A 15,887-nucleotide genomic window follows, 5' to 3' on the forward strand; every position below is an offset into this window, starting at 1 on the left:
TTCCCGACGACGTGGAGGATTTTCATGAGGCTCGACGACGACGACATCGCCACCAGCGGGGTTGGCGGGCTCGGCGAGGGTCCGGCGGACGGCGGGGCCAACCCCACCGGCGCCGACGGCGGCGCGGACGGGGTGGCCGACGCCGAGGGCGAGGGCCCGGCGGACGGCGGCGCGAACCCGGCCGGCCGGGACGGCGGCGCGGACGGCACCGCCGACGGCGGGCCCGCGGACACCGCGGCCGACGCCGGGCCCGCGGACTTCGCCGCCGACGGCGGCCCCATGGACAGCCCGGCCGACGGCGGGCCGGTCGACGACGGCGCGACCGGCGGCGAGGGCCCGGCCGACGGCGGCGCCAACCCGGCCGGCATGGACGGCGGCGCGGACGGTGGCGCGCGGCAGCCGTGACCCGGGTCGCCGTGAACGAGGACGCGACGGTGCCGGGCGGTCCCGACCGTCCGGCACTGCGCCGCTGCGTGTCGGTCGAGCCCGGTGCGTTCGCCGAGGGGTACTGGGGCCGCGAGGCGCTGCTGTCCGCCGGCGCCGACGTGCACTCCCGCTTCGCCGACCTGCTCAGCGTCGACGACGTGGACGAACTGCTGTCCCGGCGCGGGCTGCGCACACCGTTCCTGCGCCTGGCCGACCGGGGCCGGGTGGTGCCCGGCCGGGAGTTCACCGGACCGGGCGGCGCCGGCGCCGAGATCTCCGACCAGGTGCTGGACGAGCGGGTGCTCGCCCGGTACGCGTCCGGGGCCACGGTCGTGCTCCAGGGGCTGCACCGGCTGTGGCCGCCGCTGGCCGCGTTCGCCGGCCAACTCGCCCGCGACCTGGGCGCGCCCGTCCAGGTCAACGCGTACCTGACGCCGCCGCAGAGCCAGGGCTTCGCCACCCACTACGACACCCACGACGTGTTCGTCCTCCAGGTGGCGGGGCGCAAGCGGTGGCGGATCCACCGGCCGGTGCTGCCCGAGCCGCTGGAGGCGCAGGCGTGGGGCGGCCGCGCCGGCGAGGTCGCCGCCGTGGCGGACGGCGAGCCCGAACTGGACGTGGACCTCGAACCGGGCGACGCGCTGTACCTGCCGCGCGGCTGGCTGCACTCCGCGCAGGCGCTCGGCGAGCGGACCCTGCACCTCACCTGCGGCATCCGGGCGCTGACCCGGTACGCGCTGGTCGAGGCGCTGGCCGGGCTCGCCGCCGAGCACCGGTCACTGCGCGCGGGCTTCCCGATGGGGCTGGACCTGTCCGATCCGGATCAGCTCACCGCGCCGCTGGCGCAGACCGTGGCGGCGCTGCGCGACTGGCTCGGCACCGTCGAGCCGGCCACCGTCGCCGAACGGCTCCGCCCCCGGGTGTGGTCCGCCACCCGGCCCGACCCGATCCGCCCGGTCGCCCAGGCCGCGGCCGCGGCCGGCGCGGACGCCGAGACGTTGATCGAACCCCGGCGGGGCCTGCGCTGGCGCCTCGACGGCGCGGACGGCGGGGTGGCACCCGGCCGGGTGGCCCTGCGCCTGCCCGACCGCACGGTCACGTTCCCGGCCTTCTGCGCGGCGGCGCTGCGCGCCGCGCTGACCGCGAACGATCCGGTCCGGGTCGGCGACCTGCCCGGCCTGGACGACGACCACGACCGCGTCGTCCTCGCCCGGCGCCTGCTCCGCGAGGCGGTCGCCGTCCCCGCCGAGAAACCCGTTCCGTGACTCAGCCCGGCTCGACCACCGCCGGGTGGCGCGGGTCGTCGACGCGCACCACGAGGTCCGCGAAGGAGCCGGGGGCCACCTCGTCGGTGTAGCGGGCGAACGCGGGCAGGGTCCACGCCTCGTCCGGGTCGGTGCGGCGGGCGAGGGCGGCCGGCGACATGGCCAGGTGCACCGCGTACTCGAACGGCAGCCCGCCGCCGAGCAGCAGCGGACCGCTGACCAGCAGCACGCCGCCGGCGGGCAGGTCCACATACGCGGCGCGGGCGGACCGGTCGGTGCGCGGGTTCCACAGCGCCGGCAGGATCTTGCCGGTACCGCCGGGCCCCAGCGGGTCGAGGACCTCCCGGCGTAGGCCGGCCTCGTCGAACCAGCCGGTGTAGTAGTTGTCCGGGTCGGTGCGGCCGAACTCGAAGCGCAGCGACGCGGGGCGCAGGAAGTCCGCGGTGCGCACGTGCAGGGCCGGCCGGCCGCGCACCCGCAGCGGGTCGATCAGTGCCTCGGCTAGCGCGTCGGGGCGGGTCGCGGGGGCACCGTCGAGGGCCACCCGGAGCCGTCCCGCGGGGTCGCTGCCCGCCACGCTCCCGGCCAGGCGGTCGGCCAGTTCGGCTACCAGGGTGGCGAAGGAGACGGGTCGGGCGCGCACGGCTCCATCCTGCCCCCTGGCCCTGCTTCCACCCCGGCTGCGGGCGTCGTGCCGGCCGTGGGTCGCGGCGGGTCTCCCGGCTACCCGGCCCGGCCGGCGCGCTGGCGGGCGGCCTCGTACAGGGCGATGCCGCCGGCCGTGGCGGCGTTCAGCGAGCTGGCCGCCCCGCCGATCGGGATGCGGGCCAGCGCGTCACAGGCGCCGCGCCAGGCGGCGCTCAGGCCACTGGTCTCGTTGCCCACCAGCAGCAGCGTGGGCCGGGTGAGATCCACCGCGGACAGCTCCCGCTCCCCCGCCTCGTCGGTGCCGACGATCTGTGCCGGTACCCCGCCGGCGCGCAGGCCGGCGACCCAATCGAGCACGTCGCCGTGGCCCGACGCGCGCACCACGGGCACCGCGAACAGCGAACCGGTGGACGCGCGGACCGCGCGGGGGTCGTACGGGTCGGCGGCGTGACCGGTGACCACGAGCCCGGCGGCGCCGAACGCGTCGGCCGAGCGGACCAGGGTGCCGATGTTGCCCGGACTGGTGGGACGGTCGAACACGACCGCGAGCAGGTCCGGCGCGGCGGGGACGCGGGCCAGGTCGTCCGGCGGGAGGGCGACGACGGCGACCAGTTCCGGCAGCCCCTCGTCCTTGTCGCCGAGTTCGGCGAGCAGGTCGGGGGCGAGGGCGTAGCGGGGCGCGTCCACCCGGTCGAGCAGGTCGGCCGCCCAGCGGGACGGCCGACGGGCGGCGTCGTGCAGCAGCGCCCGCACCGGCCAGCCGCGCCGCACCGCGAGCCCGATCGGGCGTACCCCCTGGACCAGGAACTCGCCGGCGCGCTGCCGCTTGGCGCGGTTGCGCAGCAGCGCCTCCCACTGCTGGAACCGGGCGTTGCGGGTACTGACCGGAAGCGACATCACCGGAATTATTCCGCCCTCGTTTCGACCGGTGGGCAGCGGGAACCGGGGGGCATGTCGGAAGCTCAGGTACTCACCAAACTGGAGCAGGCGTCCGGGCTGGACCCGGCGAGCGAGCGCGTGCGCCAGGCGGTCGATTCGGTGATCCGCCCCCAGCGGCTGCGGGACGCGCTGCACGGGGTCTGGCTGGGTCACCCGCTGCACCCGGCGATGGTGCAGGCGCCGGTGGGCGCGTGGATGGCGACGGCGGTGCTGGACGCGCTGCCGGACCGGCGGTTCCCCGGCCGGATGTCCGGCATGGAACGGGCCGCCACCGCACTGACCGGCTTCGGTGTGGCCACCGCGGTGCCCAGCGCCGTCGCGGGCTGGACCGACTTCTCCACGCTCTCCCGGGAGCAGCAGCGCGTCGGGCTGGTGCACGCGGTGAGCAATCTGATCGCCGTCGGCCTGTACACCGGCTCGTTCGTCGCCCGCCTCGCCGGCCGCCGCCGGGCCGGCAAGGCGCTGGCGTACGCGGGCATGGGCATCGCCAGCCTGGGCGCCTACCTCGGCGGCCACATGGCGTACGGGCTGGGTGCCGGAGTCAACCACTCGATTGCGGACCTGCGCCACCTGCCGGACGGCTGGCAGCCCCTGGTCCGCTTCAGCGAACTGCCGGACGGCGAGCCCACCGTCCGCCGGATGGGCGAGGTGCCGGTGCTGGTCTACCGGCAGGGCGCCGAGGTGACCGTGCTGATGGAACGCTGCGGGCACCAGAGCGGCCCGCTCGGCGAGGGCCAGGTGGTCCGCGACGGCGGCGACCCCTGCGTGGTCTGCCCCTGGCACGGCAGCGTGTTCCGGCTGCGCGATGGCGCGGTCATGCACGGCCCCGCCGCCACCGACCAACCGGTCCTGGCCAGCCGGATCTCCGAGGACGGGCTGGTCGAGGCGCGCCTGCCGTAGGTGTGAGCCGGCCCACCGCGGGTACGCCCGCTGCATGACCGACAACGACACCAGCGAGCGCCAATCGGCACAGGCGTACCGCACGGGCGCCGAGCAGCCGTGGGAGCCGGAGGACCTGGCCGTGGCCGAGGGGCGCGACCCGACACCGGACAACGTGGAGCGGGCCCGCCAGGAACTGGACGAGGACGGGCCGTCCGCGATCGAGAAGACGGTGCCCTAGATGGCGCGGCTCGTCGCGGATGTCATCGTCGACCGGCTGCGGGCCTGGGGCGTCCGGCGCGTTTTCGGGTACCCGGGCGACGGCGTCGACCCGGTGCTGGGCGCCCTGCGCCGCGCCGGCGGGGACCCCGTCTTCGTGCAGGCCCGGCACGGGGAGAACGCGGCGTTCATGGCGACCGGCCACGCCAAGTACACCGGCGAGGTGGGCGTGTGCATGTCCACCCAGGGCCCCGGCGCGGTGCATCTGCTCAACGGCCTGTACGACGCCAAGCTGGACGGCAAGCCGGTGGTCGCCCTGGTCGGCCAGCGGACCACGCCGATTCTGGGCGGCACGCACCAGCAGGAGATCGAGCTGAACCGGTTGTTCGCCGACCCGTGCCCGCAGTTCGTGCAGACCGCGCACGCGCCGGAGCACGTGCCATCGATGATCGACCGGGCGTTCCGCACGGCGCTGGCGACCCGCAGCCCCGCCTGCGTCATCGTGCCGCACGACGTGCAGTCCGCCGACGTGCCCGAGCCCCTGCCGCAGGCGTCCGGGGTGGTGCACGACAGCGCGGGGCACCGCCACGCCGAGGTGCTGCCCCGCGAGGAGGACCTGCGGGCCGCGGCCCGGGTGCTGATGGACGGCCAGCGGCTGGCGATCCTGGTCGGCCAGGGCGCGTACGGCGCCGCCGACCAGATCACCGCGCTGGCCGAGAAGCTCGACGCCGGGGTCGCGACGTCGCTGCTCGGCAAGCCAGTGCTGGACGAGCGGCTGCCGTTCCACACCGGCGTGATGGGTCACCTGGGCACCACCGCCAGCGCCAACCTGCTGGCCGGCTGCGACACCCTGCTGCTGGTGGGCACCAACGACCCGTGGACCGAGTACTACCCGGAGCCCGGCCAGGCCCGGGCGGTGCAGATCGACATCGACGGCCGGCGGCTCGGCGCCCGGTACCCGGTGGAGGTGCCGCTGCTCGGCGACGCCGCACCGACCCTGCGCGCCCTGCTGGACCTGGTACGGCCGCGCCGCGCCCAGCCCTGGCGGATGACGATCGAACGGGCCGTGGACGCCTGGCGCGAGACCGCGATCCTGCGGGCCGAGGCGCCCGCCGAGCCGCTCAACCCCCAGTTGGTGGTGCGCGAACTGTCACCCCGCCTGCCCGACGACGTCGCCGTGTCGGTGGACGTGGGCTCGGTCACCTACTGGTACGCCCGGCACATCCAGTTGCCGGTGGGCGCGCCGGCGCACCTGTCCAGCACACTCGCCTCGATGGGGTCCGCGCTGCCGTACGGGATCGCCGCCAAACTCGCCCGCCCGGACCGCCCGGTCATCGCGCTCGCCGGGGACGGCGCGATGCAGATGAACGGCCTCGCCGAACTGATCACCGTGGCGGACCGGTGGCGCGGCTGGGCCGACCCCCGGTTCATCGTGTTGGTGCTGAACAACCAGGATCTCGCGGAGGTCACCTGGGAGCAGCGCGAGATCGAGGGCGATCCCCGGCACGACGACTCCCAGCGCCTGCCCGACGTGCCGTACGCCCAGTGGGCGCGCCTGCTCGGCCTGCACGCCATCCGCCTGACCGACCCGTTTAGGGTCGGGTCGACCTGGGACGAAGCGCTGGCCGCCGACCGCCCCACGCTGATCGAGGCCGTGGTCGACCCGGCCGTGCCGCTGCTGCCGCCGGACCGCCCGTTCGAGATGATCGAGAAGATGTACCAGGGCTTGGCGCAGGAGGACGGCGCGGACGGCCAGCGGGCCCGGGAGTACCTGCTCCGCGAGCGCGCCAGCGAGGGCCACGACGACACCGCCCGCCTCCCCGTCTGATCGCCGGGCGGCGGGCCTCAGCGCTGGCGGGCACCATCGACCCAACGCGGCGGGAGAGCGGCGGCGGAGCCTCAGCGCGGCGGGCGGCGGCGGCCTCGGGTGAACAGGAGGACGGCGAGCACGATGGCACCCACCACCACCAGGCAGCACACCACCGAGCCGCCGATGAAGCCGAAGCCGCCCCGGTAGTACGGACCACGCCGCACCGCCTCGCTCAGCCCGGAGCCGGCCGGGGTGGCCGCCCAGGCGGCGGCCGGCACCAGCAGCACCGCGGTCACCGTTGCCAGAACCGTCGCCACGGCCGGGCCCACGCGGGCCCGGCCGCGCGTCACGGCCCCCGTCATTTTCCGCATCAGAGTGGGCACCGGTTCCTCTTTCCCCGCTCACGCAACCCCAACCGGCTTTCCGGGTCGCCCTCTTGTGCGCAGGAAAGCGCTTGCCTAGGGTGGCCGGCATGCAGATCCGCCACGACCTCAAGGCCGCCGACCTCGCCGGCCGACTGGACGCCCTGTGGGCCGCCTCGGCTGCGAAGATCGACTCCATCGAGCGGAGCTGCCCGCCGGGCGCCGCGTCGCCCGTGTTCACCGTCGAGGGCCGGTACACCGCCCGCGGCTGGACCGAGTGGACGCAGGGCTTCCAGTACGGCTCGGCCATCCTCCAGTTCGACGCGACCGGCGACGAGCGCTTCCTCGAGCTGGGCCGGGACCGCACGGTGCGGGTCATGGCGCCGCACGTCAGCCACGTCGGCGTGCACGACCACGGCTTCAACAACGTCAGCACGTACGGGAATCTGCTGCGGTTGGTGGCCGAGGGGCGCATCCCGGCGGACGGACGGGAGCGCGACTTCTACGAACTGGCGCTGAAGGTCAGCGGCGCGGTGCAGGCGTCCCGCTGGCGAGAGACCGCCGACGGCACGGGTTACGTGTACTCGTTCAACGGCCCGCAGTCGCTGTTCGTGGACACGATCCGGTCCTGCCGGGCGCTGGCGGTGGCGCACCGCCTCGGCCACGTCCTCATGGGCGAGCAGGACCGGCGCATCTGTCTGCTCGGCCGCCTCATCGAGCACGCCACCAGCACGGCACGCTGGAACATCTTCTACGGCGAGGGTCGGGACGCGTACGACGTGCGGGGACGGACCGCCCACGAGGCGCTGTTCAACGTCAACGACGGCGCGTACCGCTGCCCCGGCACGCAGCAGGGGTACTCGCCGTTCAGCACCTGGACCCGCGGCCTGGCCTGGGCCGTGACCGGCTTCGCCGAGCTGGTGGAGTTCCTGGCGACCGTGACCGACGACGAGGTGGAGCCGTTCGGCGGCCGGGACCACGTCACCGGGGTCCTCCTGCGCGCCGCCGAGGCCACCAGCGACTTCTACCTGGAGAACACGGCCGCCGACGGCATCCCGTACTGGGACACCGGCGCACCCGGCCTGGTCCACCTCGGCGGGTACCGGGACCGGCCGGCCGACCCGGACAACCCGCACGAGCCGGTGGACTCCTCCGCCGCGGCCATCGCCGCGCAGGGACTGCTGCGCCTCGGCCGGTACCTGACCGGCACCGGCCGAGCCGACGACGGCCGCCGGTACTGGCAGGCCGGCCTGACCGTGTGCAACACGCTGTTCCAGGCGCCGTACCTGAGCGAGGACCCGGCGCACCAGGGCCTGATCCGGCACTCCGTGTACCACCGGCCGAACGGCTGGGACCATGTACCGCCCGGCCGGGCGGTACCCAGCGGCGAGGCGAGCATGTGGGGCGACTACCACGCCCGTGAGCTGGCCCTCTACGTCCAGCGGGTGGCGCGCGACGAGCCGTACCTCACGTTCTTCGGGCCGGCCCGGTGAGCCCGGTCGCCCTCGTCACCGGCGCGTCGCGGGGCATCGGGCGGGGCATCGCGGTGGCGCTGGCCGCCGCCGGTCACGACGTGGTGGTCAACTACGCCCGCAACGCCGGGGCGGCCGAGGAGGTCCGCGCGGAGGTCGAGAAGAGGGGTGTCCGCGCACACCTGGCCCGGGCCGACATCGGGGACGCGGCCGCCCGCGCGGCCCTGGTCGACTCGGCGTACGCGGCGTTCGGCCGGATCGACCTGCTGGTGAACAACGCCGGCGTCGCCCCAGCCGTGCGCGCCGACCTGCTCGAGGCCACCGAGGAGTCGTTCGACCGGCTCATCGGCGTCAACCTCAAGGGCCCCTACTTCCTGACCCAGCTCGTCGCCAACCGCATGATCGCCCAGGACGGGCCGCCGGCGCGGATCGTCACCATCTCCTCGATGAGCGCCGACACGGCCAGCGTCAACCGGGGCGACTACTGCGTGGCCAAGGCCGGCCTGGCGATGATGACCCGGTTGTACGCGGTGCGCCTGGCCGAGCACGGCATCGGCGTGTACGAAATCCGTCCGGGCATCATCGCCACCGACATGACCGGGCCGGTGCGGACCAGGTACGACAAGCTGATCCTGGAGGACGGCATCCTGCCGCAGCGCCGCTGGGGTGAGCCGGCGGACGTGGCCAGGGCCGTGGTGGCGATCGCCCAGGGCGCCCTGTCGTACAGCACCGGCCAGGTCATCGACGTGGACGGCGGCTTCCACCTGCGCCGCCTCTAGCCACCCGCCTCCAGTCCCGGCCCGCCCGCCCCGCGCCGCCCCGCCTGGCGGGGTTATGCGCGCTTTGGCAGCCACCACAAGTCCAAGATCGGGCCTTAAATGCGTTGCGGGGTGTGGCGGTCGGTCGTAGCGTGCCTGGCATGCGCTTCTGACACCCGGTTCCACGGTTCCGCCGCCGGCGCATCCGCCGCGGCGTGCCCCGGGTGTCCTCCGCGTCGCATCCTCCGCCGATCCGGCGTCGATCACGCTGCCCCCGGGGCCCCTGCCCGATCTTCTCGATCTTCCTCAGGAGGCTCCCATGCCGGAATTCCACGTCCACGTCGACCCCGACGATCTGGCGCTGACCGACCTCGCGGCCGCCGTCGACCTGCCCACCCCCTCCCGCGGGCGCGACTCCGGTCGCCACGAGCGGGGTAGGCACCGGGGCGGCAAGGGCGGCGCATCCCGCCGCACCAGCACGCAGCCGGCCAGCACCACCCGCCAATACGCCTTCCGCCGCTCCTGACGGCACCCCACCCCACCCTCCACGCAGGGCCGGGCAGGGCCAGGCCGCGCGGGGGTGGGGGCCCACGATCGGCGCGGAGGTGGGCGCCCACACAGCGGGAGAGGGTGGTGGGGTGCGGGCAGTGAGACTAGAGGAGGCGGAGGGCGGTGGAGTAGGCGCGGCGGCGAAGGAGGGTGGCGAAGGTGGTCTCGCCGCGGCAGAAGGCGGCGAAGGCGCGCCAGCCCGGCGGGGTGGCGAGCGCCGCGTGGAAGGCCAGCGGCCGGCGGGTGAACGCCGCGCGCAGGCGGCGTCCGGCGGCCATCTCCGCGCCGAGGGTCTCCTCGACGGCGCTCTCGTAACGGGCCGCGTCGCCGGCCGCGACGGCTTCGCCGGCCAGGGCGCCGGAGCGCAGGGCGTAGCTGATGCCCTCGCGGGTCCAGGGTTCGAGCAGGCCGGCGGCGTCACCGGCGACGATCACCCGGCCGCGGCGCAGGGGCGAGTCGGCGGCGCGGCAGCGGGTCAGGTGGCCGGAGTCCTGGATGCGTTCGAGGGCGCCGAGGCCCGCCTGGGCGAGAAAGCGGTCGAGGTACGCCCGGGTCTGGTCGCCGGTGCCGCGCTCGGCGATGACGCCGGCGGTGAGCACGCCGTCCTTGGGGAAGACCCAGCCGTACGAGCCGGGGATCGGTCCCCAGTCGATCAGGAGGCGGCCGCGCCAGGCGTCCCGGAGGGCGGGCGGGGCGGCGAGTTCGAGTTCGAGGCCGAGGTCCACGTCGGTGCAGCGGACGCCGACGTGCCGGGCGGTGACCCCGGCGGAGCCGTCGGCGCCGACGAGGAACCGGCCGGTGACCCGTTCGCCGTCGGCCAGCACGGCGGTGACCCCGTCCGGGTCCTGCTCCACCGCGCGCACGCGCGCCGTGCGCACCACCGCGCCGGCGTCCGCGGCGGCGTTGCAGAGGGTGGCGTCGAACTCCTCGCGGCGGACCATGGACAGCAGCGGCTCGGCCGTGCGGCGGACCAGTCGCCGGCGCCCGGCGAGGGTGAAGACGGCCTCGTGGACCCGCTCGGCCACCGGCACCGCCACGCGGGCGCCGGCCGCCGCGAGGGACGTGCCGATCAGGCCCCCGCCGCACGTCTTGTACCGCGGGTGGGTGGCCCGGTCCAGCACCAGGGTCCGGGCGCCGGACCGCGCGGCGGCGTACCCGCAGCTGAGTCCCGCCGGCCCGGCGCCGACCACCACAACATCCCATTCTGGCTGTCCCGGCACGCGCCGAGGGTAGCCGCCGGAGACGTCTGAACTTTCAGCCGGGCGACCCCAACACACCGGGATACTGACCGTAAACGGCCGGTGTATTGATCGTTTCAGCTCGCAGTAGCGGGCGGGGCGGCACATGCCGTACGGTAACGGGGCGCGACGCGGTATAACCGCGCGTCACCCACCGGGGTCCGCGAAAACCTACTCGCCCTCCCCGCCGGAACCGGAGGTGGGACATGACCGTCCGGATCGTCGAGCCCTCGATTGCCGGGCCCTCGCCTGCCAGCACCGTACGGATCACCGTTCGGGGCGCGGTCGACGTGGCCACCGCGGCGGAGTTGCGGGATGAGATTCTCGCAGTCCTTGCCCGGTCCCGGCCGAGGCTCATCGTGCTGGACTTCCGATCGGTCTCCTTCATCGACTCGACGGGCATCGGGGCACTGGTCGCCGGCCACAAGGCCGCCACCGTCACCGGCGCCGAACTGCGGCTGGAGAACCTGTCCGCGTTCGCCCACCGGCAACTGTGGATCACCGGCCTGCTCGGCCTGTTCGGGTACCCGGCGCCCAGCGCGCCGCCGGAGGCCGACTTACCCGCCGCCATGTGAGGACCGGGGGCTGAGCGGGCCCCCGGTCCCCTAGCCACTATCCGCAGCTGAAGTTGCCGAATACCGGTGTGGACGCGCTGCTGGCGAGGAACCCGGCGGTGGCGGTGCCGCCCGGCGGGATCGACTGCGCGTAGTCGGGCGGGAGCATCGCGATGGTCTGCCCGTTCTGGGTGAACACGCCGTTCCACCCGCTGGCGAGCGTGCCGGTGGACATCGTGAAGCTCGCACGCCAGTTGGTCATCGTGGCGGTGCCGTTGTTCGTGACCGTCACCGTCGCCTGGAACCCGCCGGACCAGGCGCTGTCCACCGTGATCGCCATGCTGCACGCCGCGTTACCGGGCGGGTTGGTCGGCGGGTTGGTCGCCGGAGGGGTGGTCGGCGGCCTGGTGGTGGGCGGGGTGGTGGTGGGCGGCGTGGTGGGTCCGCCGGTGCCGTTGAACACCACGTCCGAGCAGCCGTAGAAGGACTCCTGGCTGTCCGAGCGCCACCAGACGGCGTAGATGATGTGCCGGCCGCTGCGGTTCGGCAGCGTCACCGACAGCGGGTAGGAGCCGTTGGCCAGCGCGGGCTGCGGGTCGAACACGGCGAACGGGTCGCCCAGGTCGCTCCACTTGAGCGGCTGGGTCGGGTCGTAGCCCTGCCGGGTCACGTACAGCTTGAACGAGCCCGGGTGCGGCACCCACGCGCCGTACTGCATGGTCATCCGCGCGCCGGCCTGGAGCGTGGTGGCAGGCCAGTCGGCACGCGGCGCGTCGTAGGCCGCGTACTTGCTGAACCCGGCGCTGCACAGCTGGCCGTCGGGGATGTACCCGGCGGTCCGGCCACCGGCGTCCGAGCGCAGCACGCCGTACCAGTCGTACAGCGGTTGGGTGCCGCCGGCGTTGACGGCCGCGGCGCACGCCGGGTTCTTCGGGATGATCTGGCCGCCGGTCAGGCCGTCGGTGTAGCAGGCGTAGGTGCGGCTGGCCGGCGAGGTCAGGGCGCCGTGCGCGAACGCCGCCCCCGGGGTCAGCACGGTGATCGCGGCGGTCGCCGCGACGGCGGCGGCGGTTAACAGCGCCGCCCTGCGTAGTCTGCTCACAATGGTCCCCTCGAAAGTGGTGAGAGCCCTGGTACGGGAGATGGAGGGGCCACAGCGCGTGGAGTGGTGGTCGCAGGGGTGGTCGATTGCCCTCGACGACCCAGAAGCCCGGCTGGCGGCGGCCGCGGCACGGGCGGCCATGCATTGATATTCAACCATGTCTACGGTCGATCGGCCAAGCCGCGTTGGTATGATCGACCACCGCCGGACCGGGAGGAACTGTGCTGAGGGTGTTCGACGAGCGGCGCTGCGAACTGGGCGAAGGCCCGCACCGCGACGAGCGCACCGGTCGCTTCTGGTGGGTCGACATTCTGGGGTCGCGGGCGCTCTGGCGGGCGGACGACGACAGCGTGGGCGAATTCGCGCTCCCCGGCCACGTCGGCGCCCTGGTGCCCCGCGCCGCCGCCGGGCATGTCGCCTGCCTGCCCGAGGGCCCGGCCACGGTGGACGAGAACGGCGCCGTCACCCCGCTCGCCAGCTACCCGTCCGGGCCGCCCGAGGGCCCGGCGATGCGGTCCAACGACGCGAAGGCCGACCCGGTCGGCCGCCTCTGGCTGGGCACCATGGCGTACGACGAGACGCCCGGCGCCGCCGCCCTCTACCGGCTGGAGCGCGGCGGAGCGCTCACCACCACCCTGACCGGCCTGACCATCAGCAACGGCCTCGGCTGGTCCCCGGACGGGCGAACGATGTACCACATCGACACGCCGACGGGGCGGGTCGACGCGTACCCCTTCGACATGGCCACCGGCGCGTTGGGCGAGCGGCGCACCTTCGCCACCATCGACCGCGGCTCCCCCGACGGGATGTGCGTGGACGCCGAGGGCGGGGTCTGGGTGGCGCTCTGGGGCGGCGGGGCCGTGCTGCGCTTCACGCCGGACGGCACCCTGGACGCCACGATCGAGGTACCCACCCCGCAGGTCACCGCCTGCGCGTTCGGCGGGGAGACCCTGGTGATCACGACCGCCGCGGTGGGCCGCCCCGACGACCCCGCCGCCGGCCTCACGTACGCCATCGAACCGGGGTACGCGGGCCCGCCGGTCGACCGCTTCGCGGGCTGAGAGCGGGCGACACCGCCCACCGGGCATCGCGGCGGCGGGCGCTCACCTACGGTGTGGCTGTGAAGCCGTTCCTGCTGCTGTCCTCGCGGCCCGAAGACCTGGCCGCCGACGGCGAGTACGCCGCCTTCCTGGCGGTGACCGGCCTGGCGCCCGAGTCGCTGCACCGGGTCCGGATGGAGGCCGGTCCGCTGCCCCCGCTGAACCTGGACGACCACAGCGGCGTGCTGATCGGCGGCAGCCCGTTCAACTCCAGCGACCCGCCGGAGTGCAAGTCCGCGGTCCAGCGGCGGGTGGAGGCGGAACTGAGCGGGCTGCTCGACGAGATCGTGGCCCGTGACTTCCCGCTCCTCGGCGCCTGCTACGGCGTCGGCACGCTCGGCGTCCACCAGGGCGGGATCATCGACCGGACGCACGCCGAGCCGGTCTCCTCGGTGCGGATCTCACTGACCGGGGAAGGGCTCGCGGACCCGCTCCTGGCCGGCATGCCGCCACGGTTCGACGCGTTCGTCGGGCACAAGGAGGCGTGCCGGGTACTGCCGCCCGGCGCCGCCCTGCTGGCCACCTCGCCGGCCTGCCCGGTGCAGATGTTCCGGATCAAGCGGAACCTGTACGCCACCCAGTTCCACCCCGAACTGGACGTGCCGGGCATCGTCACCCGGGTCCACGTCTACCAGCACGCCGGGTACTTCCCGCCGGCCGAGGTGGCGGCGCTCGTCGCCCGGCTGAGCACCGCGGTGATCACCGAGCCGGGCCGGATCCTGGCCAACTTCGTCGACCGGTACGGCCGCGGGTGACCGGCCCGGAGGGGTAGCCGGCGCGAAAGTGTCGGGGGCGGGGGCCATGATGGCGGCCATGGCCGAGGTCCTGCTGTTCCACCACGCGCAAGGGCTCACTCCCGGCGTCCGCGACTTCGCCGCGGCGCTGGAGCGGGCCGGGCACACCGTGCGCCTCCCCGACCTCTACGGGGGCCGGGTCTTCGACTCACTGGAGGCGGGCGTGGCCCACGCCCAGCAGGTCGGGTTCGGGGAGGTCATCGACCGGGGCCGGCGGGCCGCTGAGGGGCTGCCGGCCGGCCTGGTCTACGCCGGGTTCTCGCTCGGGGTCCTGCCGGCGCAGATGCTGGCGCAGACCCGTCCGGGCGCGCGCGGTGCGCTGCTGTTCGAGGGCTGCGTGCCGGTGTCCGAGTTCGGCGGGGGCTGGCCGGCGGGCGTCCCGGTCCAGATCCACGGCATGGACGGCGACGAGTTCTTCGCCGGGGAGGGCGACGTGGAGGCGGCCCGCGCGCTGGTCGAGTCGACCCCGGAGGCGGAGCTGTTCCTCTACCCCGGCGGGGAGCACCTGTTCGCCGACAGCAGCCTGCCCGGGTACGACCGGGGCGCGGCGGAGCTGCTCACCGCGCGGGTGCTGAGTTTCCTCAGTTCTCGGTGAGCCCCGCGCAGGCGTGACCGTCCACCGCGCAGGCGGTGGGTGCCGCGAGCAGCATCGCCCCGTTCACCTCGAAGCCGACCGTGGCAGCGCCGTTGCCCGCGATCGTGCGGGTGCCGGTCGTCGGGGTGAAGGTCCAGGTGGCGCCGTCCCTGCGGGCGGTCGCGCCGCTGACGTTGGTGACGGTCAGCGACTCGCGGGGCAGCGTGATCGTCAGCGTCCAGCCGGTGACGTCCGTCGCGCCGGGGTTGCTGATCACCACCGACGACCGGTACCCCCACAGCCCCGAATCCTCCATCCGGTACTGCCCGGCGAGGTCGGCCGGCTTGGCCTCGGGCGGATGGGTGGTCCGCTCCAGGGTGGCGGTTGGCGCCGAGGGCGGTGTGGGCGTGGCGGTCCGTGCGGACGGCGGCGCGGTGGTGGGGTCGTCGGTGGGCGGCCGCGTGCCGGCCACCGCGATCGCGTCCGGCGCCAGCACCGGGCCGGTACCGAGCGGCGCCAGCGCGTAGGGCGCCCGGAGCAGGGTCACCACCAGGGCGACGGTGCCGAGCGTGGCGATCGCCGCGCCAAGGCCGGCGGCGGGGGCGCGGCGCAGGCCACGACCGGCGGCGATCAGGCCGTCGAGGACGGTGATCGCCGCGCTGCGCGGTGGGCGGGCGTCGGTGCTCACGGCGCGCTCACAATCCCCGCAGGCCGTCCAGCAGAGACGAGAAAGTGTCGTCGTCGTCCTGGCCGGCATCGTCCTGGCCGGTACCGCCGGTGCCGGCGTCGGGCGCGCAGCGGGTAAGCGCGCCGTCCCCGAGCAGCCCGGCGAGCAGATCCCGGGCGGCGCCGATGTCGATGCCGAGGTGGGCGGCGACCTCCGCGACCGAGGTCGCCACGGCGCACAGCCGCACCGCCGCCGCCCGGGTGCCCGCCAGGTCGAGGGCGGGCGCCGGGTCGACGGCCACGAGCAGGTCGGCCACGTCGAGGGCGCCGGGCATGGGCACCGGATGGCGCCGCTGGGCGTAGGGGCGCACCAGCGGGCCGGCCTCGTCGTCGTACCAGGCGTCGGTCACGGCACCGGCCAACCCGCGCGCCGCTGCCCGCCGGCCGTGCCGCCACCCCGACCGCTGCCCGAATCGCCGGGCCGGCCACCACCGCTCCAACCGCCGCCCGAATCGGCAGGCCGGCCACCGCC

The 15,887-nt window shown here is 75.0% G+C and carries 19 protein-coding genes; 12 read left to right on the forward strand and 7 right to left on the reverse strand.

What is annotated here, in order from left to right:
- Positions 1 to 24 precede the first annotated feature (24 nt).
- Both KJS59_RS00775 and KJS59_RS00780 read left to right on the forward strand, forming a co-directional pair.
- Positions 25 to 405 (forward strand): BatC protein, encoded by a 381-nt coding sequence (locus KJS59_RS00775; RefSeq protein ID WP_213450233.1) that lies wholly within the window; start codon positions 25 to 27, stop codon positions 403 to 405.
- Positions 402 to 1,691 carry a cupin domain-containing protein gene (locus KJS59_RS00780; protein WP_213450234.1) on the forward strand — a complete coding sequence of 430 codons (1,290 nt, stop codon included), beginning with the start codon at positions 402 to 404 and terminating at the stop codon, positions 1,689 to 1,691. The genes KJS59_RS00775 and KJS59_RS00780 overlap by 4 nt, the downstream gene beginning before the upstream one ends.
- Position 1,692: 1 nt before the next feature.
- Here KJS59_RS00780 and KJS59_RS00785 read toward each other — a convergent pair whose 3' ends face one another.
- A complete protein-coding gene (locus tag KJS59_RS00785; protein ID WP_213450235.1) occupies positions 1,693 to 2,334 on the reverse strand; it encodes a nucleoside/nucleotide kinase family protein in 642 nt (213 codons plus the stop codon).
- Positions 2,335 to 2,414: 80 nt separating this feature from the next.
- Positions 2,415 to 3,236, reverse strand: a complete 822-nt coding sequence (locus KJS59_RS00790) for a TrmH family RNA methyltransferase (protein WP_213450237.1) — start codon at positions 3,234 to 3,236, stop codon at positions 2,415 to 2,417.
- A gap of 54 nt (positions 3,237 to 3,290) precedes the next feature.
- Here KJS59_RS00790 and KJS59_RS00795 point away from each other — a divergent pair, with 54 nt between their 5' ends.
- From KJS59_RS00795 to KJS59_RS00805, 3 genes are read left to right on the forward strand one after another with little or no spacing between them, the layout of a single operon-like run.
- Complete coding sequence (locus KJS59_RS00795; protein ID WP_213450238.1) at positions 3,291 to 4,178, forward strand: Rieske 2Fe-2S domain-containing protein; 888 nt, start codon at positions 3,291 to 3,293, stop codon at positions 4,176 to 4,178.
- A 34-nt stretch (positions 4,179 to 4,212) separates the two neighbouring features.
- Positions 4,213 to 4,398: a hypothetical protein gene (locus KJS59_RS00800; protein WP_213450239.1), complete on the forward strand. Its 186-nt coding sequence runs from the start codon at positions 4,213 to 4,215 to the stop codon at positions 4,396 to 4,398.
- Positions 4,399 to 6,204 carry a thiamine pyrophosphate-requiring protein gene (locus tag KJS59_RS00805; RefSeq protein ID WP_213450240.1) on the forward strand — a complete coding sequence of 602 codons (1,806 nt, stop codon included), beginning with the start codon at positions 4,399 to 4,401 and terminating at the stop codon, positions 6,202 to 6,204.
- Positions 6,205 to 6,275: 71 nt separating this feature from the next.
- On the opposite strand, the gene KJS59_RS00810 is transcribed toward KJS59_RS00805, so the two are convergent.
- Complete coding sequence (locus KJS59_RS00810; protein WP_213450241.1) at positions 6,276 to 6,548, reverse strand: hypothetical protein; 273 nt, start codon at positions 6,546 to 6,548, stop codon at positions 6,276 to 6,278.
- A gap of 110 nt (positions 6,549 to 6,658) precedes the next feature.
- Here KJS59_RS00810 and KJS59_RS00815 point away from each other — a divergent pair, with 110 nt between their 5' ends.
- The 3 genes from KJS59_RS00815 (at position 6,659) to KJS59_RS00825 (ending at position 9,304) form a co-directional block, all read left to right on the forward strand.
- On the forward strand, positions 6,659 to 8,041 hold the full coding sequence (locus KJS59_RS00815) for a hypothetical protein (protein ID WP_213450243.1): 1,383 nt from the start codon (positions 6,659 to 6,661) through the stop codon (positions 8,039 to 8,041).
- Positions 8,038 to 8,799, forward strand: coding sequence for a 3-ketoacyl-ACP reductase (locus KJS59_RS00820; protein WP_213450244.1), 762 nt, complete (start codon positions 8,038 to 8,040; stop codon positions 8,797 to 8,799). Before KJS59_RS00815 ends, KJS59_RS00820 begins: the two co-directional genes overlap by 4 nt.
- Positions 8,800 to 9,097: 298 nt before the next feature.
- Positions 9,098 to 9,304 (forward strand): hypothetical protein, encoded by a 207-nt coding sequence (locus KJS59_RS00825; RefSeq protein ID WP_213450245.1) that lies wholly within the window; start codon positions 9,098 to 9,100, stop codon positions 9,302 to 9,304.
- Between the two features lie 127 nt (positions 9,305 to 9,431).
- Here the strand turns inward: KJS59_RS00825 and KJS59_RS00830 are convergent, their stop codons facing one another.
- Positions 9,432 to 10,547, reverse strand: a complete 1,116-nt coding sequence (locus KJS59_RS00830; protein ID WP_249713758.1) for a geranylgeranyl reductase family protein — start codon at positions 10,545 to 10,547, stop codon at positions 9,432 to 9,434.
- Positions 10,548 to 10,771: 224 nt separating this feature from the next.
- Here KJS59_RS00830 and KJS59_RS00835 point away from each other — a divergent pair, with 224 nt between their 5' ends.
- Complete coding sequence (locus KJS59_RS00835; RefSeq protein ID WP_213450248.1) at positions 10,772 to 11,140, forward strand: STAS domain-containing protein; 369 nt, start codon at positions 10,772 to 10,774, stop codon at positions 11,138 to 11,140.
- 37 nt (positions 11,141 to 11,177) lie between these two features.
- Here KJS59_RS00835 and KJS59_RS00840 read toward each other — a convergent pair whose 3' ends face one another.
- The gene (locus KJS59_RS00840) at positions 11,178 to 12,221 is read right to left on the reverse strand and encodes a lytic polysaccharide monooxygenase auxiliary activity family 9 protein (protein ID WP_376771104.1); all 1,044 of its coding nucleotides are present in this window, start codon (positions 12,219 to 12,221) and stop codon (positions 11,178 to 11,180) included.
- Positions 12,222 to 12,442: 221 nt separating this feature from the next.
- Here KJS59_RS00840 and KJS59_RS00845 point away from each other — a divergent pair, with 221 nt between their 5' ends.
- Genes KJS59_RS00845 through KJS59_RS00855 form a run of 3 tightly spaced genes read left to right on the forward strand, consistent with a single transcriptional unit; the run spans position 12,443 to position 14,710 of the window.
- Positions 12,443 to 13,282, forward strand: a complete 840-nt coding sequence (locus tag KJS59_RS00845) for an SMP-30/gluconolactonase/LRE family protein (RefSeq protein ID WP_213450250.1) — start codon at positions 12,443 to 12,445, stop codon at positions 13,280 to 13,282.
- Between the two features lie 59 nt (positions 13,283 to 13,341).
- Entirely contained in the window at positions 13,342 to 14,076 is a 735-nt protein-coding gene (locus KJS59_RS00850; RefSeq protein ID WP_213450251.1) for a glutamine amidotransferase, read from the forward strand.
- A 58-nt stretch (positions 14,077 to 14,134) separates the two neighbouring features.
- Entirely contained in the window at positions 14,135 to 14,710 is a 576-nt protein-coding gene (locus tag KJS59_RS00855) for a dienelactone hydrolase family protein (RefSeq protein WP_213450252.1), read from the forward strand.
- Here the strand turns inward: KJS59_RS00855 and KJS59_RS00860 are convergent.
- Complete coding sequence (locus tag KJS59_RS00860; protein WP_213450253.1) at positions 14,697 to 15,377, reverse strand: cellulose binding domain-containing protein; 681 nt, start codon at positions 15,375 to 15,377, stop codon at positions 14,697 to 14,699. The two genes, KJS59_RS00855 and KJS59_RS00860, sit on opposite strands and share 14 nt — an antisense overlap.
- 7 nt (positions 15,378 to 15,384) lie before the next feature.
- A partial coding sequence (locus tag KJS59_RS00865) for a DUF742 domain-containing protein (protein WP_213450254.1) occupies positions 15,385 to 15,887 on the reverse strand: 503 nt, incomplete at its 5' end.

Origin of the sequence: Rhizomonospora bruguierae, assembly GCF_018397995.1 — a bacterium.
Classification (GTDB): domain Bacteria; phylum Actinomycetota; class Actinomycetes; order Mycobacteriales; family Micromonosporaceae; genus Rhizomonospora; species Rhizomonospora bruguierae.

Coding starts and splice junctions, on each gene's coding strand:
- KJS59_RS00810 (WP_213450241.1), bottom strand. CDS start 6,548: ATGACGGGGGCCGTGACGCGCGGCCGGGCCCGCGTGGGCCCGGCCGTG.
- KJS59_RS00800 (WP_213450239.1), top strand. CDS start 4,213: ATGACCGACAACGACACCAGCGAGCGCCAATCGGCACAGGCGTACCGC.
- KJS59_RS00775 (WP_213450233.1), top strand. CDS start 25: ATGAGGCTCGACGACGACGACATCGCCACCAGCGGGGTTGGCGGGCTC.
- KJS59_RS00835 (WP_213450248.1), top strand. CDS start 10,772: ATGACCGTCCGGATCGTCGAGCCCTCGATTGCCGGGCCCTCGCCTGCC.
- KJS59_RS00795 (WP_213450238.1), top strand. CDS start 3,291: ATGTCGGAAGCTCAGGTACTCACCAAACTGGAGCAGGCGTCCGGGCTG.
- KJS59_RS00805 (WP_213450240.1), top strand. CDS start 4,399: ATGGCGCGGCTCGTCGCGGATGTCATCGTCGACCGGCTGCGGGCCTGG.
- KJS59_RS00855 (WP_213450252.1), top strand. CDS start 14,135: ATGGCCGAGGTCCTGCTGTTCCACCACGCGCAAGGGCTCACTCCCGGC.
- KJS59_RS00790 (WP_213450237.1), bottom strand. CDS start 3,236: ATGTCGCTTCCGGTCAGTACCCGCAACGCCCGGTTCCAGCAGTGGGAG.
- KJS59_RS00815 (WP_213450243.1), top strand. CDS start 6,659: ATGCAGATCCGCCACGACCTCAAGGCCGCCGACCTCGCCGGCCGACTG.
- KJS59_RS00825 (WP_213450245.1), top strand. CDS start 9,098: ATGCCGGAATTCCACGTCCACGTCGACCCCGACGATCTGGCGCTGACC.